Here is a 26,292-nt window from a genome sequence, read left to right as displayed (position 1 = left end):
GGGCTCCTCCCGGGAGAGCGGGGCGGCATCTCGGAGGAGCCCGCCGTGCGGGCTCCCCTGGAGCCACCCTTTGGATTTGACGTGCGAGTGCCGCCGACGCTACGGCCGACAGCATGGTGACGGATAGTTTAGACGTGAACGATGATCCCGGGTCAATGCCGACCCGGCGGCTGACCGCCGACGACGCGGGCATCCGGGAAGCCGGCGCCCTGTTGCGCGCAGGGAAGCTCGTGGCGATCCCGACCGAGACCGTCTACGGCCTCGGCGCCGATGCGGGCGACCCGGCGGCGGTGGCGGGCATCTACGCCGCCAAGGAGCGGCCGCGGTTCAACCCGCTGATCGCCCACCTGCCCGACCTCGACGCGGCGCGGCGGGAGGGGGTGTTCGGCGCGGACGCCCTGCTTCTGGCGGAGGCGTTCTGGCCCGGCCCGCTCACCCTGGTGGTGCCGGTGGCGGAAGGCGGGCGGGTCTGCGACCTCGCCCGGGCGGGCCTGGGAAGCGTGGCGCTGCGGGTACCGGACAGCGTGGTCGCCCGCGCCGTGCTGACGGCGGCCGGCTGCCCGGTGGCGGCGCCCTCGGCCAACCGGTCGGGGCGGGTGAGCCCGACGGAGGCCGATCACGTGCTCGGCGACCTCGACGGGCGGATCGCCGCGGTTCTCGATGGCGGCCCCTGCCCGGTCGGGGTCGAATCGACCATCGTCGCCTGCCTCGACGGGCCGCCGGTACTGCTGCGACCGGGCGGCGTGCCGCGCGAGGCGATCGAGGCGGTCTTGGGCCGGAAGCTGGCACTGCCGAGCGTGCCCGAGGGAGCGGCGCCGGTCTCGCCGGGGCTCCTCGCCTCGCATTACGCGCCCCGCGCCGCGGTGCGGCTCGACGTCACGGAGATCCGGCCCGGCGAGGCGGCCCTGCTGTTCGGCCCTGCAGCACCCGATGGTCTCGATGCGGCGGCAGCGTCCCTGAACCTCAGCCCGGCCGGCGACCTCGCCGAGGCGGCGGCCCACCTGTTCGCCTTTCTGCGCCGGCTCGATGCGAGCGGTGCGGCGACGATCGCGGTAGCGCCGATCCCGGAGGACGGCCTCGGCGAGGCGATCCGCGACCGGCTGGCGCGGGCGGCGGCACCGCGCTGAGCGATGGCGTAAAATTTTTTGCGAAATCCGCGGAACCGATCCCGCGGGCCTCGCGTTGTCGGGTCCTAGAAGGTCACCTAAGCCCCCATCGACCTTCCGCCTCAGAGGCCCGGATTTGCATCCGGGCTTTTTTCTTTTGCGGAGCGTCAGCCGGCGAGCTTCGCCGCGATGCCGGCGACGTGGCGGCCCTGGAAACGGGCACCTTCGAGCTCGACCGCGCTCGGCTGGCGGCTGCCGTCGCCGCCCGCGATGGTCGAGGCGCCGTAGGGCGAGTTGCCCATCACCTCGGCCGTACCGAGCTGGCCCTGGAAGCTGTAGGGCAGGCCGACCACCACCATGCCCTGATGCAGCAGCACGGTATGGAAGCTCAGGATCGTCGATTCCTGGCCGCCATGCTGCGAGGCCGTCGAGGTGAAGACCGCGCCGACCTTGCCGACGAGGGCGCCCTTCGCCCATAGGCCGCCGGTCTGGTCGATGAAGTTCTTCATCTGCGCTGCCATGTTGCCGTAGCGGGTCGGCGTGCCGAAGATGATCGCGTCGTAGGACGGCAGCTCGTCGACCGTGGCGACCGGCGCCTTCTGGTCGAGCTTGTAGTGCGACTGCCGGGCGACCTCCTCCGGCACCAGCTCGGGCACCCGCTTGACCACGACCTCGGCCCCCGCCTCGCGGACGCCCTCGGCCACCGCATAGGCCATCTGCTCGATATGGCCGTAGGTCGAGTAGTAGAGGACCAGAACCTTCGCCATCGCTTGGATCTCCTGGATGATTGCTCGGCGGGAAGCATCGCGGATCGCAGGCGCCCGGGAAATGGCCTATGGTGCAAGCCCGCGCTTGCAGGCGCGCAAGGTCGGGAGTTCGATACCATGACCGCCGCCCTCGCCTGGGACGATTTCCGGCTGGTGAAGGCCATCTCCGACCAGCGCGGCCTGACCCAGGCCGCCGAGCGGCTCGGCATCAACCACTCCACCGCCTTCCGGCGCCTCGGCCAGATCGAGGCGGCCCTGCGCACGCCGCTCTTCGAGCGCCACCGCACCGGCTACGTGCCGACGCCGGCGGCCGAGGAGATGGCGCGCATCGCCGCCCGGATGGAGGAAGACGTGCTGGCCTTCACCCGGCGGATCGAGGGCCGGACCCTGAGCCCCGCCGGAGAACTGCGCATCACCACCGCGGCCTCGCTGCTCACCGGCCTCCTGACCCCGATCCTCGCCGCGTTCTGCGCCCGCTGCCCGGAGGTCCGCCTCGACGTGGTGGTGTCGGAGCAGGCGCTCAATCTCGCCAAGCGCGACGCCGACGTGGCGCTCCGCGCCACCAACGACCCGCCCGACACGCTGGTGGGTCGGCGCCTCGCCACCATCGCCTGGGCGCTCTACGGCCGGGCCGATCTCGACCGCGGCGTCTCCGCGAGCGAGCAGCGCTGGGTCTCGCCGGCGCCCCGGCTCGGGGCGGCGGCGGCGGCGCGCTACGTGCAGGAGCGGACCGCGCCCGAGCGCGTGGTCCTGCGCCTCGACACCGTGCAGGGACTGGCGGATGCGGTGGAGGCCGGGATCGGCATCGGCCCCCTGCCCTGCGTCATCGGCGACCGCCGGCCTGGCCTCGTGCGGCTCTCGAGCCCGGAGCCCGATCTCGCCGCCGGCCTCTGGCTCCTCACCCATCCGGATCTGCGCCGCGCCGCCCGGGTGCGGGCCTTCCTCGACTTCGTGGGCGACGCGATCGCCAAGGAGCGCGACCTGATCGAGGGGCGGTTCCCGCCGCATCGGACCGAGGCAGCACCCACGCTTTGACCGGCGGCAAGGCGGGGCGTCCGTCCCGCCGCGAGGACGATAACAGCTATACTCGGTTGTTATGGAGTTGCGGACGCTCACGCGGCCCTGCATGGTCGTATTCGATATTTCTGTTTCGTGACGCACAACGCCGCCAGTGGTTGAGCAATGACCCAAAGTTTCAAGGCACAGGGCGAACATTTGATAAGAGGACGATCCATCAGCTTGGAATGACGATGAATTGCCGAATAGCACGTTTTCCCAACATATGTTGCCATACAAAACAAGGCTTTGAGTGTGACGCAGCGTCTTTTCTCAATTCATGTTGCCAAGGCGGGGGGCAGTTTACTCCGCACAAGTCTCCAGAATGCATATGGAAACGAGTTCCAGGCCCAGTACGATGACGACCCGGCCAATTCGGTAGCTCCGCGCAATCTCGATCCTGCCCACTTCATCGCGCGGCGGCTGCATCCGGTGCCGGGCACGACATTCATCTATGGCCATTACCATCCGGGCCGCTTCGCCATCACACGTGATGACTACCTGTTCACCATCTTGCGAGAACCCATCGAGAATATCATATCGATCTAATTTTTCTGGAAGAAATTAGAGCGGCAAGGGAGCTTGATCCACAATTATTTTCTTGACAACGATTTGGGCATTACCGACATGGCGCGCCTCCCGATCATGCGGACGCTCTACTCGCATTTCTATTTCGGGGGCTTTCCGATGGAGCGCTTCGATCACGTCGCGGATAACCGGTATCGCAAGGCGGCGCTCACGCGCCTCGGCTCGGCGATTGGCCGGCCGCTGGACGTGGATGTCCGCGTGAACGTGACGCCGCCCGACGCCCAGCGCCGGATGGTCGAGGCGGATGCACGCCTCATGGCCTCGCTACGGGACATCCTGATCGAGGACGTGCGCTTCTTCGAGAGATATGCCGAAGGACGTTGAGGTTGGAGAAGCGTCCGCCCGCCGCGCTCGACCCGGAGGCCGTGCCGGGGACGCCGATCGCTTCAACGGACCGAGACGATCTCGACCTCGTGACCCGCCACCGTGACGGCGTCGCCCGCCTGCTTGCCGGTGAGCGCGCGGGCGAGCGGCGCCACGTAGGAGAGCGTTCCCTTGGCCGGGTCGGCCTCGTCCTCGCCGACGATGCGGAAGGTCTGTTCCGTTCCATCCTCGCGGGCGATGGTGACGGTGGAGCCGAAATGCACGCCGTCGCCGGGTGGCTGATCCACCACCTGGGCCGAGTTGCGCCGGGCGGTCCAGTAGCGCAGGTCGCGGTTCACCCGGGCCATGTTGGCCTTGTCGTCGGGCGACAGGCCGGCATGCTCGGTGTGCAGCCGGTCCAGCTCCGCGTCGATGAGGGCGAGGCCCTCCGGCGTGACGAAGTTCGGGTGCGGGGAGACGGGACGGTCGGGGAGATCCTCGAAGGCCTCCCCGCCCTCCTTCTCGCGAACGAAGGCGATGCTCATGAAACGGGCAATGCGCGGAACGTCGCCAAGGTTCCGCGCAAGGTTCCGCGCATCGCTCGCGCCTACGCGATCGTCACCACGATCCGCCCGCGGGTGCGCCCGGCCAGGATCTCGGGGCCCCGCGCGATCACCTCGGCGAGCGGCACGGTGGTGGTCATCGCCGAGAGAGAGGCCGGGTCGAGGTCGCGGGCCAGCCGGCCCCAGGCCTCCCGGCGCAAGGGGAGCGGTGCCATCACGCTCTCGATGCCGTAGAGCGCCACCCCGCGCAGGATGAACGGCGCCACCGAGGTCGGCAGGTCCATGCCGCCGGCCAGCCCGCAGGCCGCGACCGCGCCGCCATACCGGGTCATCGCCAGCGCGTTGGCGAGCGTCGCGGAGCCGACCGCATCGATCGTGGCGGCCCAGCGCTCCTTGCCCAGGGGCTTGCCCGGGGCGCTCAGCTCGGCCCGGTCGATGATCTCGGCGGCCCCTAGGCCGCGCAGGTACTCCGCCTCCTCGTCCGCCCGCCCGGTCGAGGCGATGACGTGCCAGCCGGCACGTGCCAGGAGCGAGACCGCGACCGAACCGACGCCGCCCGCCGCGCCCGTCACCAGGGCCGGGCCGGATTCCGGGGTGAGGCCGTGGCGCTCCAGCGCCAGCAGGGCCAGCATCGCGGTATAGCCGGCGGTGCCGATCGCCATCGCCTGCTCGGGGGTGAAGTTCGCCGGCAGGGCCACCAGCCAGTCGCCCTTGACCCGCGACTTCTCCGCATAGGCGCCGAGATGCGTCTCGCCGGTGCCCCAGCCGTTGAGCACCACGGCGTCGCCGGGCTTCCAGTCCGGGTGGGAGGAGGCCTCGACCACGCCGGAGAAATCGATGCCGGGAATCATCGGCCAGCGCCGCACCACCGGCGCCTTGCCGGTGAGCGCCAGCCCGTCCTTGTAGTTGAGGGTGGAGTGCGTGACCCGGACGGTGACGTCGCCGTCCATCAGTTCGGACTCGTCGACATCCTTCAGGGCGACGCGCTGCCCGCCCTCGCCCTTCTCGATCACCACCGCCTTGAAGGTGCCCACGCTTTCGCCTCCCCGCCCGCGCGCGGCGTTCCGGCCGCGTTCGCTCGACGGGGTTGTGGGGCGCTGCCCCCTCTGCGGCAAGGACCTTGCGGCGAGGCGGCCCGGGAACGGCCCGGGCCGCGATCCGGCTCAGTAGCCGTCGTAGATGCTGCCGCCGCCGAAGACGAGCCCGGTGCCGGCTCCGACGGCTGCCGCACCGAGGCCGATCCCGGCACCCGCGAGGCCGAGGCCCGCCCCGACGATCCCGCCCGGGGCCGGACCGGCCGCGTAGCCGCCGCCATTGGCCGGCACCCAGCCGGAGCGGGCGGGCTCGACCAGGACGCGGCGCTGGTAGGAGGCGTAGGCCGGCGGGATCACCTGCGGCACCACCTGGGCCGGGCGCACCAGCACCCGGCGGGTCTGGGTGGCGTAGCGGGGCGGGATCGTGACCCAGCAGCCGACGGTCTGGCCGTAGGCGTCGACCGAGGTCTGCCACACCCGGCGGGCCGGCGCGACCAGCACCTGCTCGGAGACGGTGTCGTAGACCGGCGGGACGACGTGGTTCACCGTGCGCGGCGGGCGCACCATCACCTGCTCGGACACCGTGCCGTAGACCGGCGGGGTCGAGACCTGGCGGTAGCAATCGGTGGTGCAGCCGTAGCCGCCGGCGAAGGCCGGGGCGGCGGAGAGCAGGCCGGACGCGAGGGCGGTCGCGGCGATGGCACGGGTGACCCGGGCGGTCATGTTCGGGCTTTCTCGGAAGGGTAGCGGGGAAAAGGTCCGCGCGGTGCTCGCCAGCGCCACGCTTGCCCGAGAGAGAAGCCGCTCCGATGCCCTTCAGGCAAGCCGAAAGCCGGAAGAGGGTAAAATTGCCCTCGGGATTTACTACGTATTTCGGTGAATTACGGAGGGAATCGCGCAAGCCTGGGAGTCGATCGGCGATCGGGACTCGGGAACCCTCGACTTGTCCTTGGCCGATAGTGTCGGCGTAAACCATGGCCCCGGATTCGACTGGGGACGAGCCGAGCGCCAGGGTGGTCGTGCGACGGAGCCGGTCGATGCGGCCGGTCGACGACGAAAAAACCCTCCGGGAGGATCCGGAGGGCGTCAGGTTCGTCGATCGGGCGATCTGTCGTGCGGGGGGGCCGACGCCCACCGGTCAGGTCTGGCCCGGCCGCAGCTGGTAGAAGATGTGGCGGCCGATCACGTCCATTTTTCGTAGGCGGCGCGACCAGCGCGGCTTCACGTAGTCGGCATGGTAATGCGTCGCCCCACCGACATCGGCGAGGTAGGTGCGGCCCTCGACCACCGCATGGGCGATCCGGGTCGCGGTCTGCCAGGAGGAATCGTCGGTGATGCGCAGCGACTTGCCCTCGCAGGCGAAGGAGAACTGGCAGCCCATGTAGCGGTGGCGGTTCTGGTACACGACACCGCAGATATTGGCAGGATACAGGCCGCTCTTGGCGCGGTTGAGCACCACCTGGGCGACGGCGGCCTGGCCCTGCTCGGGCTCGCCGCGGGCCTCGAAATACACGGCCTCGGCGAGGCAGCGCTGCTCCTTCTCGGCATTCTCCGGCGTGATCAGGTCGGCGTAGCGGCGCCGGTCATCGTCGCTCGGCGGGACCTCCGGATTGATGCGGGCGGCGGTCGTGACGGCGGATTTCGCGTCGCGGTCGAGGCGCGGCGAGATCTGGCCGCCGGCCGCGATCTCGACCGGCGTCGCGTCGGCAGGCGCCGGCGTGGTCGAGGACAGGGCGACGGCGCGGGGCACCGCCGGGGTGCTGCCGCCCTGGCCTGCCTCGCGTGCTTTGGGAACCCGGGCCTTGCCGGCAGCGGTCTGCCCACCGGCCGCGGCGCCGCGGGTCGGCGCCGAGGCGCCGGCCGCAGGCGAACTGGCGCCGGCCTCGCCGGCATCGGGTTCGGGCAGGGGCACGAAGCCTTCCTGCGGCTCCAGTTCCGGGTTCCAGGTCGCGGAGCCCGGCGTGAATGTCGAGGCGACGCTCGGACGGTCGCTGCCGAGCCAGCCGGCCGCCAGAGAGGCCGATGGGGCGGCACCGGTCACCCGGGCCGGCACCAGGGCGTCGCCCTTGCGCGCGCGCTCCGCCAGGGGCCGGGTGCGGGCATCCACCTTCAGGTCCGGGCGCAGGGGCTCGGTGTCGAGGACGACGCGCAACGGCCCGGTGAGGCTCAGCGATGAGAGGCTGACCGGCGTGATCAGGCCGCGTTCCGGCAACGGCGGCATGCCGCGCGGCACGAGGCGGGCCACCGCGCTCGATCCTAGCGATGCTTCGTAGCCGGCGGACGCCGTGAACGAGACCAGGACGCCGAGGCCGACGGCCCAGGGCGCGACGGCCGCGGCGAGCCAGCGCATCCCCTTCGCCCGTCGCACCTGCCGTCTGCGCAGGTCACGCCTGCGCAAGTACCGCCTGCCCACAGCCCCGTCCCCACTCCGCAAACCGGCCCGCGCGGGACCGACACCTCGACACGGAGTGTTACGGGGTATGGTTGAGCGTTGGTTAAGCCGACGCCGGAGAACGCAACCGTCCGGCGAGATCGGCGGCCCGCGCCGCATAGACCACGGGCAGCTCCGCCCGCACGCCCCTGACCGCCACGGTCTCGACCCGCAACCCGTCGAGGGCGATGCCTGCGCGGTGCGCGGCTTCCGCGGAGGCGACGAGCTGCACGTCGGCGGCCTTGGCGAGGGATTCGAGCCGGCTCGCCAGATTCACCGCCGGGCCGATCACCGACATGCCGCGGCTCTCGCCGTAGCCGAGGCGGCCGAGCACCAGGGGGCCGGCATGCAGGCCCATCGCCATCCGGAGTGCCGCCGGCAGCTCGGCGGCGAGGCGCCGGTTGAGGTCCGTCACCGCCCGGTCGACCGTGCCGGCGGCCGTGAAGGCGGCCCGGCAGGCGGGGCCGATCCCGTCCGGATGGGTGAACAGGGCGAGCAGCCCGTCGCCGGCATAGCCGCCGATCCAGCCCCCCGCCGCCTCGATCTCGCGGCCGGCCGCCTCGAAGAAGTGGTTGAGGATGAACACCACGTCGAAGGGCAGCTTACGCTCGGAGAGCGGCGTGAAGCCGCGGATGTCGATGAACAGGATCGCCACCTCGCGCTCGATCCCGGCAACGTCCGTATTGGTGAGGTGCTCGCCCGCGGAATCGCGGCGCGGGTCGAGGATGCGCACGAGCGCCACGTCGCCGCCGGGCCGGGCCTGGCAGGCGAGGCGCACGTTGCCCGGCGCGCCGATCGCTCTGAGCGCCGCCGCCTCCTGGGGGCCGGGGGCCGACAGGCTCTCCTCGCCGGCGACCACCAGCACCCGGCAGGTCGAGCAGCGCCCGCGCCCGCCGCAGACCGAGACATGTGGCACCCGGTTCGCCCGGCTGATCTCGAGGAGCGTCGGTCCTTCCAGGCTCCTCACGGTCGGGCCGCCGACATAGGTGACGCTGAAGCGCCGCGCCCGCAGGGTCGCGGCGGCCCGGATCAGCACCATCCCGAGAGCGACGGCGACGGCGGCGTAGATCGCCCCGGTGACGGTGTCGGCCCAGGCGGCGACCGCCGAATCGACCGACGGCACCGGCCAGCGGGCGGCGAGGTCCGGCGCATCGAAGCGGCGCGCCAGCACCATGTCCCGCTCCATCAGGCGCCCCTGCGTGACGATGCCGGCGAGCGCCGCCGCGGGCAGGCCGAAGGCCGGCACGGCCAAGAGCGGCGCCATCCGCCGGTAGAGCGGCGACAGGCGCAGCCAGGCATGCAGGCCGAGGCACCCATGCAGCCAGACGACGAGCAGCAGGGCGGTCTGGAAGCCCATGCCGTCGGGCCAGATGCGGGCGATCACGTAGGCGTAGCTGGTCCGCGTACCGTCCACCAGGTTGGCGATCCGGGTCCCGAGGACGTGCGGCACCAGCAGGAACGGGATCGCGAAACCGAGCAGCGTCTGCAACGCCTCCCAGGGCGGCATCCTGAGCGTGCGGCGCTCGGCGAGCCGCACCAGGGAGAAGGTGACGTGGGCGAGCAGCGCGAGCCCGAGGATCAGGCTGCCGGGCAGCGAGCGCGTGACCGCGACCCGCCAGCGGGCCGCCTCCATCATCGTCTCGAGGCCGACGAGGCCCAGCGCGTGGTTGGCGAAATGGGTGCCTGCGAAGGCGAACAGGATCAGGCCCGAGACCAGCCGCAGGCGCTGCGCGAGCGAGCCGCGCCACAGGCGGGCGCCGGCCTCCGGGGCCGGGCCGACGGCGGCCTGCGGGTCGCGCATGGGGGTTTACTCTTTCCTGCCGCGGGTTTCCCCTCTCCCCGCGGGCGGGGAGAGGGCTGCGTCCCCGTTCAGGGGATGCAGCGAGCCCGAAGGGCGAGGGTGAGGGGGTGTTTCCGGAGGAGCCTCATTCGGCACCTCCCCCTCACCCTCGGCTGACGCCTCGCTCCGTCGACCATGAAGTCGCCGGAGCCCTCTCCCCGCCCGCGGGGAGAGGAGAATGCGCACAGCCCGAAGTGGGACGCTTCGGGCCGCGCATCGATCACGCCTCGCCGCGGCCCTTCACCTTGAGCGCCGCCTGCGCCGCCGCCAGACGGGCGATCGGAACCCGGAACGGCGAGCAGGAGACGTAGTCGAGGCCGGTCTCCTGGCAGAAGGCGATCGAGGCCGGGTCGCCGCCATGCTCGCCGCAGATGCCGAGCTTCAGCTTGTCCCGCACCGCCCGGCCGCGCTCGGCGGCGAGCCGCACGAGTTCGCCCACGCCCTCCTGGTCGATCGACACGAACGGGTCGGAGGCCAGGATGCCGCGTTGCGTGTACGGTCCGAGGAAGCGGCCCGCATCGTCGCGGCTGATGCCGAGCGTGGTCTGGGTCAGGTCGTTGGTGCCGAAGGAGAAGAACTCCGCCGTCTGGGCGATGTCGCCGGCCCGGAGCGCCGCGCGCGGCAGCTCGATCATCGTGCCGACCTGGTACTCGACCTTGGTGCCGGTCTCCGAGGCCACGGCGTCCGCCATGGCGTCGATGCGGGCCTTCACCAGGTCGAACTCGGTGCGGGTGAAGACCAGCGGCACCATCACCTCGGCGATGATCGGCGTTCCGGTCTGCTTGGCGGCTTCCACCGCCGCCTCGAAGATCGCACGCGCCTGCATCTCGGCGATCTCCGGGTAGAGGATCGCGAGACGGCAGCCGCGGAAGCCGAGCATCGGGTTGAATTCGTGCAGCTCGTTCATGCGACGCCGCACCTTGTCCTCCTGGACGCCGGTGGCGGCGGCGACCTCGCCGATCTCCTTGTCGGAATGCGGCAGGAACTCGTGCAGCGGCGGATCGAGCAGCCGGATCGTCACCGGCAGGCCCGACATGATGGTGAACAGCTCGACGAAGTCCTGGCGCTGGTACGGCAGGAGCTTGGCGAGCGCGGCACGCCGGCCTTCCGCGTCGTCCGCCAGGATCATCTCGCGCATCGCCACGATGCGCTCCTCCTGGAAGAACATGTGCTCGGTGCGGCAGAGGCCGATCCCTTCCGCGCCGTACTTGCGGGCGGTGCGGGCGTCGAGCGGCGTCTCGGCGTTGGTGCGGACCTTCATGGTGCGGACCTCGTCCGCCCACTCCATCAGCGCCGCGAAGTCGCCCGACAGCTCGGGCTCGACCATCTCGACCGAACCCTGCATCACCTGGCCGTTCGAGCCGTCGATGGTGATGCGGTCGCCGGCCTTCAGCATCACGCCGCCGACCGACAGGGTGCGGGCGGCGTAATCGACCCGGATCTGGCCGGCGCCCGACACGCAGGGCTTGCCCATGCCGCGGGCGACCACCGCCGCGTGCGAGGTCATGCCGCCGCGGGTGGTGAGGATTCCTTCCGCGGCGTGCATGCCGTGGATGTCCTCCGGCGAGGTCTCGATGCGGACCAGGATGACCTTGCGCTCGGCCTTCTTGGCGGCCTCGGCCTCCTCGGAATTGAACACGATCTCGCCCGAGGCGGCGCCCGGCGAGGCCGGCAGGCCGGTAGCGATGACCTTGCGCTCGGCCTTCGGGTCGATGGTCGGGTGGAGCAGCTGGTCGAGGGAAGCCGGCTCGACACGGCCGACCGCCTCCTGATGGGTGATCAAGCCTTCCGCCGCCAGTTCCACGGCGATGCGGAGCGCGGCCTTCGCCGTGCGCTTGCCGTTGCGGGTCTGGAGCATCCAGAGCTTCCCGGTCTCGACCGTGAATTCCAGATCCTGCATGTCGCGATAATGGTGCTCGAGCATCCCGTAGATGCGCACCAGTTCCGCGTAGGCCTCCGGCATCGCCCGCTCCATCGACGGCTTGTCGGAGCCGGATTCGATGCGGGCGACCTCGGTGATGTCCTGCGGCGTGCGGATGCCCGCCACCACGTCCTCTCCTTGAGCGTTGATCAGGAACTCGCCGTAGAGCGCCTTCTCGCCGGTGGAGGGGTTACGGGTGAAGGCCACACCCGTGGCCGAGGTCTCGCCCATGTTGCCGAAGACCATGGCCTGGACGTTGACCGCGGTGCCCCAGCTCGCCGGAATCGAGTGCAGCTCGCGGTACTTGTTGGCGCGCGGGTTCATCCACGAGCCGAACACCGCGCCGATCGCGCCCCAGAGCTGGGCCTGCGGGTCCTGCGGGAAGTCCTGGCCGAGCTCGCGCTTCACCAGCGCCTTGTACTCGCCGATCAGGTGCTTCCAGTCGGCCGCGCCCAGTTCGGTGTCGAGGGTCAGGCCCTTCTCGTCCTTGTAGCGCTCCAGCACCTCCTCGAAGGAGTGGTGCTCCACGCCGAGCACCACGTTCGAGTACATGGTGATGAAGCGGCGGTAGCTGTCATAGGCGAAGCGATCGTCGCCGGCGCCGCGGGCCAGCGCCTCGACCGTGGTGTCGTTGAGGCCGAGATTGAGCACCGTGTCCATCATGCCGGGCATCGAGGCCCGGGCGCCGGAGCGCACCGACACGAGGAGCGGCGACTCGGCATCGCCGAAGCGGCGGCCGGTCAGCTTGCCGACGGCCTCCAGCGCGCCCGCGACCTGGCCCTCCAGCTCGGGGGGGTATTGCCGGCCGTGGTCGTAATAATAGGTGCAGACCTCGGTGGTGATGGTGAAGCCCGGCGGCACCGGGAGACCGAGATTCGACATCTCGGCGAGGTTCGCGCCCTTGCCGCCGAGCAGGTCGCGCATCGCCGACTTGCCCTCGGCCTTGCCGTCGCCGAAGGTGTAGACCCACTTCGCCATGTCACTTCCGGCCATATCACTCGTCCGTTCGTAGCGGCTGCCGCCTGACGTTCCCGCCGGGTTGAACCATTCCCCGCCCCAACGCAAGCTGAACGGCAGGGCCGTCCAAAAGTCTTAAAGGCAGGTATCTTGGGGGGCGGGGGCGCCCTGGGCCCGGCCACTGCACGACATGTAGCGCCAGAAAGGCTGGCGGCCACGGTTTCCGGCGGGGGTTCAGCCTCTGCGCGCTCGGCGCGAGGCACTCCTACCCGCGACCTCATCCTGAGGTGTTAGTCGATCGAAGATTGACTGACCTCGAAGGAGGGCTCCAGGGATCGCGGAGACTCCTGGAGCCCTCCTTCGAGGCTCGTTTCACTCGCACCTCAGGATGAGGTCGCGGGTGGGGAGGAACGAGCAGGCGGCGCTTCCCTAGCGACCGCTCAGGCAAGCTGAACGATCAGCCCGTTCTGGATCGTCACCCGCCGGTCCATCCGGGAGGCCAACTCCAGGTTGTGGGTGGCGATCAGCGCCGCGACGCCCGAGGCCCGCACCAGCGAGACCAGGATCGCGAAGACGTGGCCGGCGGTCTGCGGATCGAGGTTGCCGGTCGGCTCGTCGGCCAGCAGCAGCCGCGGGCCGTTGGCAAGCGCCCGGGCGATGGCGACGCGCTGCTGCTCGCCGCCCGACAGCTCCGCCGGCCGGTGGCTCAGGCGCTCCTTGAGGCCGAGGAACGACAACAGCTCGCCGGCGCGCGAGCGGGCTTCCCGGGCCGACAGGCCGCGGATGAGCTGCGGCAGGACCACGTTCTCCAGCGCCGAGAATTCCGGCAGTAGGTGATGCGACTGATAGACGAAGCCCATCTCCTCGCGCCGCATCCGGGTGCGGGCGGTATCGTCCATCCGGGCGCTCGGCTGGCCGCCGATATAGACCTCGCCGCCGTCGGGCCGCTCCAGAAGGCCGGCGACGTGGAGCAGGGTCGACTTGCCGGTGCCGGAGGGCGCGACCAGCGCCACGATCTCGCCGGGCCAGATCGCGAGATCCGCACCGCGCAGAATCTCGAGATGGCCGGTGCCTTGGGTGTAGCGCCGCTCGACCTGGGCGAGGAAGAGCGCCGGGACCGGCTGCTGCGGGGACTCGTCCATCGGCGTCAGGCGCCCCTCGCGGTGGGGCGCGGGGGGAGAATCGGAGAATAGACGGGTCGCGGCATCCGGTGGGTACTCGGGAACAGGATCGGGGGGCGAGGGCCGGAAAGGCTCAGCCGTAGCGCAGGGCCTGCACCGGGTCGAGCCGGGCGGCGCGCCAGGACGGGTACAGCGTGGCGAGGAGCGACAGCACCATCGACATCGCCACCACCGCCACGACCTCGCTCGCATTGGTCTCGGACGGGATCTCGGACAGGAACCGCACCGTCGGATCCCAGGCGCCGGGAAACAGCGTGCGCTGGATCACCGTGAGGTTGGCCGAGAAGACGAGCCCGAGGACGAAGCCGGCGAGCGTGCCGAGGATGCCGATCGAGGCGCCGGTGATGAGGAACACCCGCATGATCGCGCCCCGTGTCGCCCCCATGGTGCGCAGGATCGCGATGTCGCTCGACTTGTCCTTCACCAGCATGATCAGGCCCGACACGATGTTGAGCGCCGCCACCAGCACGATCAGCGTGAGGATGATGAACATCACGTTGCGCTCCACCTCGAGGGCGGAGAAGAAGGTGCGGTTGCGCTGGCGCCAGTCGGTGATCAGCACCGGGCGTTCGGCGGCGAGTTCCAGCTCTCCCCGCGCCTCGCCGACCGAATCGGCATTGTCGAGGAAGATCTCGATCACCGAGACGTCGCCGTCGCGGTTGAAGAAGGCCTGGGCTTCCGAGAGCGGCATGTACACGAAGGTGCCGTCGAACTCGGACATGCCGACCTCGAACACCGCCGCGACGTTGTAGCTCTTGATCCGCGGCGCGGTGCCGAACGGCGTGGTGGCGCCCTTCGGGGTGGCCAGCGTGATCGTGTCCCCGGCCTGGAGCCCCAGGGACTCGGCGAGCCTCTTGCCGATCGCGACGCCGCCGCCGGTGTCGAAATTCTCCAGCGTGCCGCCCCGGATGGTGCCCGCGACCGACGGGATCTTCTTCAGGTCGTCGGCGCGCACGCCGCGCACCAGCACGCCCGAGCCGCCGAATTGCGAGGAGGCGAAGGCCTGGCCCTCGACCATCGGCAGGGCGAGGTGGACGCCCGCCACCTTGCCGAGCCGGTCGGACAGGTCGGCGAAGTCGGTCAGCGGCCGGTCGATCGGCGCGACGAAGATGTGGCCGTTGATGCCGACGATCTTGCTCAACAGCTCCTTGCGGAAGCCGTTCATCACCGAGAGCACGATGATGAGGGTGGCCACGCCCAGCATGATCCCGAGGAACGAGAACAGGGCGATGACCGAGACGAAGCCTTCTTTGCGCCGGGTGCGCAGGTAGCGCCCGGCGATCGTCCATTCGAAGGGCGCGAATGGCAGGGTGGCGCCCCCGCCGCGTCCCGCGAACAGGGCGCCGACCTTCGGGATGCGGTCGCGGATCGCGGCGAGGGGCATCGGCTCAAGACGCCCGGTTCTGGCGGAGATAGGCCGGGACGGCGTCGGGGGCCACGGTCTCGCGGGCGCCGGTGGCGCGGCGCTTCACCTCGACCTTGCCCTCGGCAAGCCCCTTCGGCCCGACGATGACCTGCCAGGGCAGGCCGATCAGGTCGGCGGTGGCGAACTTTCCGCCCGGGCGCTCGTCGCGATCGTCGTACAGAACCGTGAGGCCGGCGGCCTCCAACTCGCCCTGGAGCTTGGCGCAGGCGGCATCGGTCGCCGCATCCCCGACCTTGAGGTTGAGGAGCGCGACGTCGAAGGGCGCCACCGCATCCGGCCACACGATGCCGGATTCGTCGTGGCCCGCCTCGATGATCGCCGCCACCAGCCGGCTCGGGCCGATGCCGTAGGAGCCCATATGAACCGGGCGCTCCTGCCCGTCCGGCCCCGTCACCTTCGCGCCCATCGGCTCCGAGTACTTGGTGCCGAAATAGAAGATGTGGCCGACCTCGATGCCGCGGGCGGCCATCTGCTCCGGCGCCGGCACCTGCCCGAAGGCGTCCGCGTCGTGCATCTCGGAGGTGGCGGCGTAGCGCGAGGTCCAGTGGTCGACCGTGGCCTGGAGAGCCGCGACGTCGTCGAAGTCGGTCGCCGCCTCCGGGGTGGCGAAGTCGAGATAGGCGCGGTCGCAGAAGACCTCGCTCTCGCCGGTCTGGGCCAGGATGATGAATTCGTGGGACAGGTCGCCGCCGATCGGCCCGGTCTCGGCCCGCATCGGGATCGCCTTCAGGCCGAGCCGCGCGAAGGTGCGCAGGTAGGCGACGAACATCTTGTTGTAGGAATGCCGCGCGCTCGCCTGGTCGAGGTCGAACGAGTAGGCATCCTTCATCAGGAATTCGCGCGAGCGCATCGTGCCGAAGCGCGGCCGCACCTCGTCGCGGAACTTCCACTGGATGTGGTAGAGGTTCTTCGGCAGGTCCTTGTAGGAGCGCACCGCCGAGCGGAAGATCGCGGTGATCATCTCCTCGTTGGTCGGCCCGAACAGCATGTCGCGCTCGTGCCGGTCCTTGATGCGCAGCATCTCCTTGCCGTACGCATCGTAACGGCCCGACTCGCGCCACAGATCGGCCGACTGGATCGTCGGCATCAGGAGCTCGATCGCGCCGGAGCGGTCCTGCTCGGCCCGGATGATGTCGGCCACCCGGTTCAGCACCCGCAGGCCCAGCGGCAGCCAGGCGTAGATGCCGGCGGATTCCTGGCGGATCATGCCGGCGCGCAGCATCAGCCGATGCGAGACGATCTCCGCTTCCTTGGGCGTCTCGCGCAGGATGGGCAGGAAGTAGCGGCTGAGACGCATGTCGGACCTTGGCGTGGCAGGCGGGTGGCGTGTCGCGGGGCGAAGCCCCGCCCGAGGGTCTCTCCCCGGGGAACGCCCTTTTGCACGCTTCCGGCGCCGTTCGCAAAACATGAAACGCGGGCCCGAGCGCCGAACCCATGCGCCGACCGACCCTCCGCTTCCCGCGTCCGGCGCGGGGCGCAGGAGAAAAATGCGCCGGCCATGCAAAAAAACGCATCAACCTGCTGGAAGGCAGGTGACAATGCGAATTCTTATTCCTATAAGCGGCATCGCGATGATGCGCAGGCAGGCCGAACGGCGCCGCGCAAGGTCCGAGTCTCGGGAGGAAAAGCCAGCTTCAACGCCCATAAGGGTGAATAACAGAGCATAGGCTGGCGAAAACATTCAGAAAGCTTACAAGCAAGGCTTCCGAGCCTTGCTTTTTTATTTTGGGTCTCGACGTCTCGGGTTTCAGTCTCCCGGGAGTCGATCGCGACCTTGTCGGTCGCGATCCGTTACAGCCCGGCGAGCGGGAAGGCCGCGACCGCCAGGATGAACACCACGTCGGAGACCAGCGTGGTCCACACCGCCTTGCGGCGCATCTGCGGCTTGTGCGGCGCGCCGAGATCCTGGCCCGGCACGACCACCTCGGTGCCGTCGGACGCGGCCCGGAACGGCAGCACTCCGAACAGCGCGATCCACCACACCACGAAGTAGAGGGCGCCCGCCCCGAAGCCGCTGAGGCGAAAGCCCCAGATCGCCAGCGCCAGCACCGGCAGCATCAGCCCGACGCAGACCGCGAGGGTGCGGGGAATCGTGGCGGTGGCCCGCTCGAGGAGGGCGTCCACGCTCACGCCTGCTCCAGCTCGACCAGGGTGCCGAGGAAGTCCTTCGGGTGCAGGAACAGCACCGGCTTGCCGTGAGCGCCGATGCGCGGCTCGCCCGAGCCGAGGATGCGCGCGCCCTGCGCCTTCAGCTTGTCGCGCGCCGCCATGATGTCGTCGACCTCGTAGCAGACGTGATGGATGCCGCCGCCCGGGTTGCGCTCCAGGAACGCGTTGATCGGCGAGTCGGCACCCAGCGGCTCCAGCAGTTCGATCTTGCTGTTGGGCAATTCGACGAAGATCACCGTCACGCCGTGCTCCGGCTGCGGCAGCGGCGCCGACAGGGTCGCCCCGAGGGTGTCGCGATACACCTTCGCCGAGGCGTCGAGATCCTTCACCGCGATGGCGACGTGGTTGAGCCTGCCGATCATGGGGGTGTTCCTCCGGTGGTCCGTGGGTGATTTGTCGATTTTAGGGTGTGGCGCGGGGTGGCGCTACGGCATCGCCCTGTCCTCGTACGCCAACGGCTACCGCTTGAAGCGCGGATACCCCCTCCCCCCTTCTGCGGGGGAGGGTGCCCCACGGAGTGGGGCGGGAGAGGGGAACCACGCTTCCTGATATGGCGGACCTGTTCTGAAGGGCGCCTTCTGGATCAGCGTCGCGCTGCCCCTCTCCCGGCTCACTGCATTAGCCACCCTCCCCCGCAGAGGGGGGAGAGTTCGGGCGCTCTACTCGGCCGCGTCAGAGGACGATGGCCCTCACACCTCCACCACCATCACGTGGCAGGCCGGCTTCTTGCCCCACACCTCGTTGACCGCCGAGCGGATCGCCCGGTCGACGGCGTTCTCCACCGCCTCGGAATCCCGCCGCTTGACCCGCGACAGCCCGTTGACCGTCCGCTCGACCGCGTCGCCGATGATGTCGATGATGACCTCGCCCTTGCGGCCGTAGCTCGGCAGACCCATCAGGTCGATCGACGGCTCGCCCTTGACCTCGCCGTTCTTGTCGAGCGCGATCGCCACCGAGACGATGCCCGTGAAGGCGAGCTTGCGCCGCTCGGGGATGGCGCGGTCGTTCGAATCGACGAGCACGTTGCCGTCCTTGTAGATCCGGCCGCTCTTCACGTGGGTGACGATCTCCGGCTCGCCCGGCGCCAGCCGGATCAGGGTGCCGTTGCGGGCCTTGACCACCTGCTCGACGCCCTGCTTGCGGGCGAAGGTGGCGTGCTCGGCCAGATGCAGGGCCTCGCCGTGCACGGGCACCGCGATGCGGGGCTTGGTCCAGCGATACATCGCCGCCATCTCGTCGCGGCGCGGGTGGCCGGAGACGTGGACCAGTTCGGTCCGGTCGGTGATGACCTGGATGCCGGCCTCGATCAGGTCGTTGATGATCGCGCCGACCGCCCGCTCGTTGCCGGGGATCGCCCGCGAGGAGAAGATCACCCGGTCGCCGGGGGCCAGCGAGATCTCCGGATGCTCGTCGCGCGACACCCGGGCCAAAGCCGCCCGGGCCTCGCCCTGCGAGCCGGTCAGCAGCGCCACCACCTTCTCGCGGGGCAGGTAGCCATAGGCCTCGGCGCCGCGGATCTCCGGCAGCCCGTCGAGGTAGCCGCATTCGCGGGCGACGTCGATCACACGGTCCATGGCGCGGCCGACCGCCACCACGTCGCGGCCGCAGGCCTGCGCGGCGAGGCAGACGGCGCGCATGCGCGCGACGTTCGACGCGAAGGTCGTCACCGCGACCCGGTGCGGCGAGTTGCGGATCAGCTCGGCGAGGTGATCGGCGACTTCCGCCTCGCTCGGCGAGCGGCCCTCGCGGGTGACGTTGGTCGAATCGCAGACGATCGCCAGCACGCCCTCCTCGCCCAGCCGCGTGAAGGTCTCCTCAGAGGTCGAGTTGCCGGCGACCGGGGTGTCGTCGAGCTTCCAGTCGCCGGTATGCAACACCATGCCGAGGGGCGTGCGAATGGCGAGCGCGTTGGCCTCGGGGATCGAGTGCGCCACCGGCACGTACTCGATCGAGAATGGCCCGAGTTCGAGGCGGCCGTCGGCCGGGACCTGACGCATATCGATCTTGGGCGCGCCCGGCTCGCCGAGGCGGCGGGCCTCGATCAGGTTCTTGGTGAAGCGGGTGGCGTAGATCGGCACCTTGAGCTTGGGCCACAGCTCGCCGATGGCGCCGATATGGTCCTCGTGGCCATGGGTGATCAGGATGCCGAGCAGGTTTTCGCGCTGCTCCTCGGCGAAGCTGAGATCCGGGTACATCAGGTCGACGCCCGGCATGTGCTCCTCACTGGCGAAGCCCATGCCGAGATCGACCATGATCCACTTGCGGTGTTTCGGAGGCCCGAAGCCGTAGAGCGCGGCATTCATGCCGATCTCGCCCACCCCACCGAGGGGCACGAAGATCAGCTCATCTCCCTTGTTCGACATTCCCATACCATCGCTACTCGGACCGCCGTCGCGGTCCCCTCGAGGAACGGCCTCGTCTGCCGTCACGGTCACGGCGCCGTCATGTTGCGTGTGCGGCCGAAAACGGCCGCGCGGCGGCGGCGCCGTGAGGCGCCCCGCCGAAAAGACTTCGAACGTATCGGGGGAGAGCGTCGTCGCCGCACGGGCGCCGGAGCCGCCTCCCCGTCAGGCCGCGCTGGCGGCCGCTCCGAAATGCACCTCGCCGGCGGAGACTGGGACGCGGGTCCCGCCCGCCAACCGAACGACCAGCCGGCCGGCCTCGTCGATCGTCTCGAAGGTCCCGCTTAACCGGCGCTCGCCGGTCTGGACGGCCACCGGACCGTCGAGTCCTGCGGCCAGACCGAGCCAGGCACCGCGGATGCGCGAAAAGCCCCGACCTTCATCCCACAGCCGCGCGACCTCGACCCAGGCGCCGCTGAGCAGACGAAACAGCCCCGGCGCATCGACGGCGCAACCGGCCTGCGCCAGGGAGGTCGCCGCGTAGGGAAGCCCCTCGGGCGCGCCGGTCACGTTGATGCCGATGCCGATCGTGACGAATGCCCCGCGCTCGGGCAGGGTTTCCATCTCGAGCAGGATACCGACGAGCTTGGCCCCGTCGAGAAGAACGTCGTTCGGCCATTTCAGCCGGAAATCGGGGGTTCTCCGATCCGGTCCGGGACCGCAGGCACGACGAAGCGCCCGTTCCACCGCAAGACCGGCGACGAAACCCAGGGTCGCGACCCGATCAGGCGCGAGCCCGGCGGGTACAGGCCAGAGCAGGCTCGCGGCGTGGTTGCCCTCGATCCAGCCCCAGCCCTTGCCGCGTCGGCCGCGGCCGCCGGTCTGTTCGCGGGCGACGACCCAGCACGGCCCGGTCTCGCCGGCCCGCGCCAGTTCCATGGCCTGCGTGCTCGTCGAGCCGAGGCTGTCATGGACCTCGAGACGGTATCCCGCGGCCTTGGCCGCGGGGTCGAGCACGAAGGTCATGCGCCTAGAACAACGACTTCGCGGCGGTCCCGGCGATGCCGACCAGCGGGGCCGGCATGAGCCAGAACAGCAGCACCACCACGCTCGACAGGCCGAGCACGATCCGCAGGCCCGGGCCCATCGGCTCGTAGGCCTCGGCCGGCTCGTCGAAGTACATCACCTTGACGAGGCGCAGGTAGTAATAGGCGCCGACCACGCTGGTCACCACGCCGATCACCGCCAGGGTCACGAGGTTCGCCTTGATGGCCGCGGCGAAGACGTAGAACTTGGCGAAGAACCCGGCGAGCGGCGGGATGCCGGCGAGCGAGAACATCATCATGGCGAGCAGGAACGCGATCCACGGATGGGTGCGCGACAGGCCCGACAGGTCGTCGATGGTCTCGTACATCTTCCGGCCGCGGCGCAGAGACAGGATCACCGCGAAGGCACCGAGCGTCATGGCGAGGTAGATCGCCATGTAGATGACGACGCCGCGCACCCCCTCCTGCGTGCCGGCGGCGAGCCCGATGAGCGCGTAGCCGACATTCGCGATCGAGGAATAGGCCATCAGGCGCTTGAGGCTGCGCTGGCCGATCGCCGCGAAGGAGCCGAGCGCCATCGAGGCGATCGACACGAACACGATGATCTGCTGCCACTCGGGCGTGATGACCGGGAAGGCGCCGATGAAGACGCGCACGGCCATCGCCATCGCGGCCATCTTGGGAGCCGACGCGAAGAAGGCGGTGACCGGGGTCGGCGCGCCCTCGTAGACGTCCGGCGTCCACATGTGGAACGGCACGGCGGCGAGCTTGAACGACACGCCGGCGGCGACGAACACCACGCCCAGCACCACGCCGAGACCCGAGCCCTCGCGAAGCGCGGTGACGATGTGCGGGAACGAGACGGTGCCGGTGAAGCCGTAGACCAGCGAGGCGCCGTAGAGCAGCATGCCGGAGGACAAAGCGCCGAGCACGAAGTACTTCAGGCCGGCCTCGGTCGAGCGCACGTCGTCGCGGTGGAACGACGCGATGACGTAGGCCGCGAGGCTCTGCAGCTCGAGGCCCATGTAGAGCGCGATCAGATCGTTGGCCGAGGCCATGATCATCATGCCGATCGTCGAGAGGACGATCAGGATCGGGTACTCGAACCGGGCGATGCGCTCGCGCTCGAAATGCTCCTTGGCGAGCAGGATGGCGGCGGCCGACCCGATCAGGGTCAGCGCCTTCATGATCCGGGCGAACCCGTCGACGATGAAGGAGCCGTTGAAGGTGGTGACCTTGGCGCCGAAGGGCTGGCTGACCACCGCGAACAGCGCGAGGATCAAGAGGATCAAGGCGCCGACGCTGACGCCCTCGGTGGAGCGCTCGCCCTTGAAGGCGCCGTAGAGGATGAGCACCAGGACGCCGACCGAGAGGATCAGCTCCGGCAAGGCGGGCCCGATGGCGGGCATGACGATCTGAGCGGCGTTCATCGCGAAGAACTCAGTGCGGGACCGGCAGCGCCGCGGCAGCGGTCTGGGTCGTGGAGAGGGCGGCGCGCATGCCTTGCATCAGCGCGTCGGTCGAGGGCGCGAAGACGTCGAGGATCGGGCCGGGATGGACGCCGTAATAGATCGTCAGCGCCACGAGCGGGGCGAGGATCAGCATCTCGCGGCGGTCGAGGTCGGTGATCGCCTGCAGGCTCGGCTTCTCGAGCTTGCCGTAGACCACACGGGCGAACAGCCACAGGGCGTAGGCCGCCGACAGGATGATGCCGAAGACCGAGAAGAACGACACCATCGGGTTGGCCCGGAAGGCGCCCATCATCGCCAGGAACTCGCCGACGAAGCCCGAGGTGCCCGGCAGGCCGACATTGGCCATCGTGAACACCATCATGGCGACCGCGTAGAGCGGCATCCGTTTCACCAAGCCGCCATAGGCCGAGATCTCGCGGGTGTGCATCCGGTCGTAGATCACGCCGACGCAGAGGAAGAGCGCGCCCGAGACGATGCCGTGCGAGATCATCAGGAACAGGGCGCCCTGGATGCCCTGCTCGTTGAGCGTGAACAGGCCGAGTGTCACGAAGCCCATATGCGCCACGGAGGAATAGGCGATGAGCTTCTTGATGTCGGTCTGCACCAGCGCGACCAGCGAGGTGTAGATGATCGCCACCACCGACAGCGTGTAGACCATCGGGGCGAAGTAGTGCGAGGCGTCCGGGAACATCGGCAGCGAGACCCGGATGAAGCCGTAGCCGCCCATCTTCAGCAGGATGCCCGCCAGGATGACCGAGCCGGCGGTCGGCGCCTCGACGTGGGCGTCGGGAAGCCAGGTATGGACCGGCCACATCGGCATCTTCACCGCGAAGGAGGCGAAGAAGGCGAGCCAGAGCCAGATCTGCATGTTCGCCGGGAACCGGGTCTGCAGCAGGGTCGGGATGTCGGTCGTGCCGGCCTGCCAGTACATCGCCATGATGGCGAGCAGCATCAGCACCGAGCCGAGCAGGGTGTAGAGGAAGAACTTGAACGACGCGTAGATCCGGCGCTTGCCGCCCCAGATGCCGATGATGAGAAACATCGGGATCAGGCCGGCTTCGAAGAACAGGTAGAACAGCACCAGGTCGAGGGCGCAGAATACGCCGATCATCGTGGCCTCGAGGACCAGGAACGCGACGAAGTACTCCTTCACCCGGTGCTCGATCGAGAGCCAGGAGGCGCCGATGCAGAACGGCATCAGGAAGGTGGTGAGCAGCACGAGCGGCATCGAGAAGCCGTCGACGCCGAGCTTGAACCGGATCGTCTCGGTCAGCCAGGCGTGGGTCTCGACGAGCTGGAACTGCGCCGTGGAGGTGTCGTAGCGGCCCCAGGCGACCAGGGACAGCAGGAAGGTGGCGAGCGTCGCGATGAGCGCCGCCCAGCGGGCGTTGCGCCGGACCGATTCGTCGTCGCCGCGGAGCGTGAGGATGAACGCGGCGCCGACGAGCGGCAGGATGATGAGGCCGGAGAGGATCCCGAGGCCGAGCATGATTCTCTGTTCTCCGGTCAGGTCAGTGGGTGGCCGCGGAGACGCCGGTGATCAGGTACCAGCTCACCAGGGCCGCGACGCCGACCAGCATCACGAAGGCGTAATGGTAGACGTAGCCGGTCTGGAGACGGACCACGCCGCGGGTGATGTCGACGACGCGGGCGGCGATGCCGTTCGGGCCCATCCCGTCGATGATGCGGCCGTCGCCGACCTTCCACAGGAACTCGCCGAAGCCCTTGGCAGGACGGACGAAGATCCGGTCGTAAAGCTCGTCGAAGTACCACTTGTTGAGCAGGAAGCGGTACAGCAGCGGCTGGTTCGTCGCGAGCTGATGCGGCAGTTCCGGCCGGCGGATATACATCCAGAAGGCGAGCAGGAAGCCGAGCACCAGCATCACGAAGGGCGAGTGCTGCACCCAGGCCGGCGCGTTGTGGATGTCGTGCATGATGTGATTGTCGGGGCCGTGCGCGAGCGCGCCCTTCCAGAACTCGTCCATGCCCTCGCCGATGAAGCGGTTCTTGAACACCAGGCCGGCGAAGAGCGCGCCGAGCGCCAGGACCGCGAGCGGGATCGTCATCACCCGCGGGCTCTCGTGCGGGGTATGGGCGTGGTGGTCGTGGTGCTCGATCGCCGAATGCGAGGCCGGCTCGACGTCATGGCCCTTGTCGTCGTGGGCGACACCCTCGTGGTGGCCCGGTGCGCCGTCGGCTTGGGCAGAGGCATGGGCGACCGCATGGTGCGCGTGGGCATCGCCGTGGTGGTCGTCATGACCATGGGCGTTCTGCCAGCGGGCAGGCCCCTCGAAGGTCATGAAGAACAGGCGCCAGGAGTAGAACGAGGTCATGAAGGCCGCGATGACGGTCGCCAGGAAGGCCAGCACGTGGCCCGGCCTGGTCGACATGTAGGCCGCCTCGATGATCGCGTCCTTCGAGTAGAATCCGGCCGTGAACGGGAAGCCGATCAGCGCCAGGGTGCCGATCGCCATCATGGCGGTGGTGAAGGGGATGTAGCGGCGCAGAGCGCCCATGTTCCGCATGTCCTGCTCGTGGTGCATCGCGTGGATGACCGAGCCGGCGCCGAGGAACAGCAGCGCCTTGAAGAAGGCGTGGGTGAAGAGGTGGAACACGCCCGCCGCGTAGGCGCCGACGCCGAGCGCGACGAACATGTAGCCGAGCTGCGAGCAGGTCGAGTAGGCGATGACGCGCTTGATGTCGTTCTGCACGAGGCCGACGGTGGCGGCGAAGAAGGCCGTGATGCCGCCGATCACCGTGACGACGATCAGCGCGTTGGGCGCGGCATCGAAGAGCGGCGACAGGCGGGCGACCATGAACACGCCGGCGGTCACCATGGTGGCGGCGTGGATCAGTGCCGAGACCGGGGTCGGGCCCTCCATCGCGTCCGGCAGCCAGGTATGGAGCAGGAACTGCGCCGACTTGCCCATCGCGCCCATGAACAGCAGCAGGCAGCAGATGGTGAGCGCGTTCCAGTCGTAGCCGAGCAGGTGGAACGTCGCGTCCTTGAGTTCCGGCACCTTGGCGAAGATGGCGTCGTAGCTGACGGCGCCGAACAGCACGAAACAGAGGAAGATGCCGAGCGAGAAGCCGAAATCGCCGACGCGGTTGACGATGAAGGCCTTCATCGCCGCGGCGTTGGCCGAGGGCTTCTCGTACCAGAAGCCGATCAGCAGGTACGAGGCGAGGCCGACACCCTCCCAGCCGAAGAACATCTGGACGAGGTTGTCCGACGTCACCAGCATCAGCATGGCGAAGGTGAAGAGCGACAGGTAGGCGAAGAACCGCGGCCGGTGCGGGTCCTCGTGCATGTAGCCCATCGAGTAGAGGTGGACGAGCGCCGAGACGCTGTTGACCACCACCAGCATGACCGCGGTCAGCGTGTCGGCCCGGAACGCCCAGTCGACCGTCAGGCCGCCGGCGGTGAACCACGTCGCGACGTGGTGCGTGGTGGCGCCGTGGCCGTGCCCGCCGGTGACCTCGAAGAAGGCGACCCAGGACAGGAGCGCCACGAAGACGAGGATGCCGGTGGTCACCACCTCGCTGGCCCGCGGGCCGATGCGGCGCCCGAACAGACCGGCGATGAGGAAGCCGATCAGGGGCAGGAAGACGATCGCGTGGTACATGCTCGGGGTCCGGCCTCGCGTGGCTCTTGCCGCTGCGGCACTGGTTCTTCGGAAAAGGGCTGAGGGCGTGGGGCCTGCGTCAGCCCTTCATCATGTTGACGTCCTCGACGGCGATCGACCCGCGGTTGCGGAAGAACACCACCAGGATGGCGAGGCCGATGGCGGCCTCGGCGGCGGCGACCGTCAGCACGAACAGGGCGAAGACCTGGCCGACGATGTCGCCGAGATGGGTCGAGAACGCCACCAGGTTGATGTTCACCGCGAGCAGGATCAGCTCGACCGACATCAGGATGACGATGATATTCTTGCGGTTGATGAAGATGCCGAGCACCCCGAGGGTGAACAGGATCGCGGCGACCGTCAGGTAATGGCTCAAACCGATCATCGTGCCTCTCGACCGCGGGCGGCCGCCTTCGTGTCGCGAGGCTTCACCGAAGCCCCGCCGCTCGTGCCATCAGCATCGC

22 protein-coding genes are annotated in these 26,292 nt (G+C 69.4%); 4 read left to right on the top strand and 18 right to left on the bottom strand.

Annotated elements, in window-relative coordinates:
- The first annotated feature begins 113 nt into the window (after positions 1-113).
- Positions 114-1,127 (top strand): L-threonylcarbamoyladenylate synthase, encoded by a 1,014-nt coding sequence (locus tag AC3AOF_RS07430; protein ID WP_488348099.1) that lies wholly within the window; start codon positions 114-116, stop codon positions 1,125-1,127.
- Positions 1,128-1,273: 146 nt separating this feature from the next.
- Here AC3AOF_RS07430 and wrbA read toward each other — a convergent pair whose 3' ends face one another.
- Complete coding sequence (gene wrbA / locus AC3AOF_RS07425; protein WP_488348098.1) at positions 1,274-1,873, bottom strand: NAD(P)H:quinone oxidoreductase; 600 nt, start codon at positions 1,871-1,873, stop codon at positions 1,274-1,276.
- Positions 1,874-1,990: 117 nt separating this feature from the next.
- Here wrbA and AC3AOF_RS07420 point away from each other — a divergent pair, with 117 nt between their 5' ends.
- From AC3AOF_RS07420 to AC3AOF_RS07410, 3 genes are all read left to right on the top strand, one after another.
- Positions 1,991-2,908 carry a LysR family transcriptional regulator gene (locus tag AC3AOF_RS07420; protein ID WP_488348097.1) on the top strand — a complete coding sequence of 306 codons (918 nt, stop codon included), beginning with the start codon at positions 1,991-1,993 and terminating at the stop codon, positions 2,906-2,908.
- A 276-nt stretch (positions 2,909-3,184) separates the two neighbouring features.
- Positions 3,185-3,478, top strand: a complete 294-nt coding sequence (locus tag AC3AOF_RS07415) for a hypothetical protein (RefSeq protein ID WP_488348096.1) — start codon at positions 3,185-3,187, stop codon at positions 3,476-3,478.
- A gap of 33 nt (positions 3,479-3,511) precedes the next feature.
- A complete protein-coding gene (locus tag AC3AOF_RS07410; protein ID WP_236991382.1) occupies positions 3,512-3,841 on the top strand; it encodes a hypothetical protein in 330 nt (109 codons plus the stop codon).
- Between the two features lie 62 nt (positions 3,842-3,903).
- Here AC3AOF_RS07410 and greA read toward each other — a convergent pair whose 3' ends face one another.
- The 17 genes from greA to nuoK all read right to left on the bottom strand — a co-directional run bounded on the left by greA (position 3,904) and on the right by nuoK (position 26,213).
- Positions 3,904-4,365: a transcription elongation factor GreA gene (gene greA, locus AC3AOF_RS07405; RefSeq protein ID WP_236991383.1), complete on the bottom strand. Its 462-nt coding sequence runs from the start codon at positions 4,363-4,365 to the stop codon at positions 3,904-3,906.
- 62 nt (positions 4,366-4,427) lie between these two features.
- Positions 4,428-5,417 carry an acrylyl-CoA reductase (NADPH) gene (gene acuI, locus AC3AOF_RS07400; protein WP_236991384.1) on the bottom strand — a complete coding sequence of 330 codons (990 nt, stop codon included), beginning with the start codon at positions 5,415-5,417 and terminating at the stop codon, positions 4,428-4,430.
- A gap of 129 nt (positions 5,418-5,546) precedes the next feature.
- Positions 5,547-6,140 (bottom strand): hypothetical protein, encoded by a 594-nt coding sequence (locus AC3AOF_RS07395; RefSeq protein WP_488348095.1) that lies wholly within the window; start codon positions 6,138-6,140, stop codon positions 5,547-5,549.
- Between the two features lie 415 nt (positions 6,141-6,555).
- Entirely contained in the window at positions 6,556-7,785 is a 1,230-nt protein-coding gene (locus tag AC3AOF_RS07390; protein ID WP_442919305.1) for a cell wall hydrolase, read from the bottom strand.
- Between the two features lie 127 nt (positions 7,786-7,912).
- The gene (locus AC3AOF_RS07385; RefSeq protein WP_236991386.1) at positions 7,913-9,649 is read right to left on the bottom strand and encodes an adenylate/guanylate cyclase domain-containing protein; all 1,737 of its coding nucleotides are present in this window, start codon (positions 9,647-9,649) and stop codon (positions 7,913-7,915) included.
- A gap of 259 nt (positions 9,650-9,908) precedes the next feature.
- On the bottom strand, positions 9,909-12,587 hold the full coding sequence (ppdK, locus tag AC3AOF_RS07380) for a pyruvate, phosphate dikinase (protein WP_488348094.1): 2,679 nt from the start codon (positions 12,585-12,587) through the stop codon (positions 9,909-9,911).
- Positions 12,588-13,006: 419 nt separating this feature from the next.
- Positions 13,007-13,708: an ABC transporter ATP-binding protein gene (locus AC3AOF_RS07375; protein WP_488348093.1), complete on the bottom strand. Its 702-nt coding sequence runs from the start codon at positions 13,706-13,708 to the stop codon at positions 13,007-13,009.
- 112 nt (positions 13,709-13,820) lie between these two features.
- A complete protein-coding gene (locus AC3AOF_RS07370; RefSeq protein WP_236991389.1) occupies positions 13,821-15,131 on the bottom strand; it encodes a lipoprotein-releasing ABC transporter permease subunit in 1,311 nt (436 codons plus the stop codon).
- A 4-nt stretch (positions 15,132-15,135) separates the two neighbouring features.
- Positions 15,136-16,470 (bottom strand): proline--tRNA ligase, encoded by a 1,335-nt coding sequence (gene proS / locus AC3AOF_RS07365; protein WP_236991390.1) that lies wholly within the window; start codon positions 16,468-16,470, stop codon positions 15,136-15,138.
- Between the two features lie 494 nt (positions 16,471-16,964).
- Complete coding sequence (locus tag AC3AOF_RS07360) at positions 16,965-17,297, bottom strand: DUF1467 family protein (protein ID WP_488348092.1); 333 nt, start codon at positions 17,295-17,297, stop codon at positions 16,965-16,967.
- A gap of 2 nt (positions 17,298-17,299) precedes the next feature.
- Positions 17,300-17,704 carry a methylmalonyl-CoA epimerase gene (gene mce / locus AC3AOF_RS07355; RefSeq protein ID WP_488348091.1) on the bottom strand — a complete coding sequence of 135 codons (405 nt, stop codon included), beginning with the start codon at positions 17,702-17,704 and terminating at the stop codon, positions 17,300-17,302.
- A 327-nt stretch (positions 17,705-18,031) separates the two neighbouring features.
- Positions 18,032-19,705, bottom strand: a complete 1,674-nt coding sequence (locus AC3AOF_RS07350) for a ribonuclease J (RefSeq protein WP_488348090.1) — start codon at positions 19,703-19,705, stop codon at positions 18,032-18,034.
- Between the two features lie 204 nt (positions 19,706-19,909).
- Positions 19,910-20,710 (bottom strand): biotin--[acetyl-CoA-carboxylase] ligase, encoded by an 801-nt coding sequence (locus AC3AOF_RS07345; protein ID WP_236991394.1) that lies wholly within the window; start codon positions 20,708-20,710, stop codon positions 19,910-19,912.
- Positions 20,711-20,714: 4 nt separating this feature from the next.
- Positions 20,715-22,160 (bottom strand): NADH-quinone oxidoreductase subunit NuoN, encoded by a 1,446-nt coding sequence (gene nuoN / locus AC3AOF_RS07340; protein ID WP_488348089.1) that lies wholly within the window; start codon positions 22,158-22,160, stop codon positions 20,715-20,717.
- A gap of 10 nt (positions 22,161-22,170) precedes the next feature.
- On the bottom strand, positions 22,171-23,691 hold the full coding sequence (locus AC3AOF_RS07335) for an NADH-quinone oxidoreductase subunit M (protein ID WP_488348088.1): 1,521 nt from the start codon (positions 23,689-23,691) through the stop codon (positions 22,171-22,173).
- A 22-nt stretch (positions 23,692-23,713) separates the two neighbouring features.
- Entirely contained in the window at positions 23,714-25,828 is a 2,115-nt protein-coding gene (nuoL, locus tag AC3AOF_RS07330; protein ID WP_236991397.1) for an NADH-quinone oxidoreductase subunit L, read from the bottom strand.
- Between the two features lie 79 nt (positions 25,829-25,907).
- Entirely contained in the window at positions 25,908-26,213 is a 306-nt protein-coding gene (gene nuoK / locus AC3AOF_RS07325; protein WP_048425446.1) for an NADH-quinone oxidoreductase subunit NuoK, read from the bottom strand.
- Positions 26,214-26,292 lie beyond the last annotated feature (79 nt).

This window comes from Methylobacterium sp. 142-1Y, from assembly GCF_057747795.1.
Note: the sequence above shows the minus strand (reverse complement) of the source record. Positions and strands in the feature narration are given on the sequence as shown.

Excerpts from the sequence above, each read along its gene's own strand:
- proS (WP_236991390.1), bottom strand. The coding sequence starts at position 16,470 with ATGCGTCTCAGCCGCTACTTCCTGCCCATCCTGCGCGAGACGCCCAAG.
- AC3AOF_RS07350 (WP_488348090.1), bottom strand. The coding sequence starts at position 19,705 with ATGTCGAACAAGGGAGATGAGCTGATCTTCGTGCCCCTCGGTGGGGTG.
- nuoK (WP_048425446.1), bottom strand. The coding sequence starts at position 26,213 with ATGATCGGTTTGAGCCATTACCTGACGGTCGCCGCGATCCTGTTCACC.
- AC3AOF_RS07420 (WP_488348097.1), top strand. The coding sequence starts at position 1,991 with ATGACCGCCGCCCTCGCCTGGGACGATTTCCGGCTGGTGAAGGCCATC.
- ppdK (WP_488348094.1), bottom strand. The coding sequence starts at position 12,587 with ATGGCGAAGTGGGTCTACACCTTCGGCGACGGCAAGGCCGAGGGCAAG.
- wrbA (WP_488348098.1), bottom strand. The coding sequence starts at position 1,873 with ATGGCGAAGGTTCTGGTCCTCTACTACTCGACCTACGGCCATATCGAG.
- greA (WP_236991383.1), bottom strand. The coding sequence starts at position 4,365 with ATGAGCATCGCCTTCGTTCGCGAGAAGGAGGGCGGGGAGGCCTTCGAG.
- nuoN (WP_488348089.1), bottom strand. The coding sequence starts at position 22,160 with ATGAACGCCGCTCAGATCGTCATGCCCGCCATCGGGCCCGCCTTGCCG.
- AC3AOF_RS07335 (WP_488348088.1), bottom strand. The coding sequence starts at position 23,691 with ATGCTCGGCCTCGGGATCCTCTCCGGCCTCATCATCCTGCCGCTCGTC.
- AC3AOF_RS07375 (WP_488348093.1), bottom strand. The coding sequence starts at position 13,708 with ATGGACGAGTCCCCGCAGCAGCCGGTCCCGGCGCTCTTCCTCGCCCAG.
- AC3AOF_RS07345 (WP_236991394.1), bottom strand. The coding sequence starts at position 20,710 with ATGACCTTCGTGCTCGACCCCGCGGCCAAGGCCGCGGGATACCGTCTC.
- AC3AOF_RS07370 (WP_236991389.1), bottom strand. The coding sequence starts at position 15,131 with ATGCCCCTCGCCGCGATCCGCGACCGCATCCCGAAGGTCGGCGCCCTG.
- AC3AOF_RS07430 (WP_488348099.1), top strand. The coding sequence starts at position 114 with ATGGTGACGGATAGTTTAGACGTGAACGATGATCCCGGGTCAATGCCG.
- nuoL (WP_236991397.1), bottom strand. The coding sequence starts at position 25,828 with ATGTACCACGCGATCGTCTTCCTGCCCCTGATCGGCTTCCTCATCGCC.
- AC3AOF_RS07395 (WP_488348095.1), bottom strand. The coding sequence starts at position 6,140 with ATGACCGCCCGGGTCACCCGTGCCATCGCCGCGACCGCCCTCGCGTCC.
- AC3AOF_RS07385 (WP_236991386.1), bottom strand. The coding sequence starts at position 9,649 with ATGCGCGACCCGCAGGCCGCCGTCGGCCCGGCCCCGGAGGCCGGCGCC.
- mce (WP_488348091.1), bottom strand. The coding sequence starts at position 17,704 with ATGATCGGCAGGCTCAACCACGTCGCCATCGCGGTGAAGGATCTCGAC.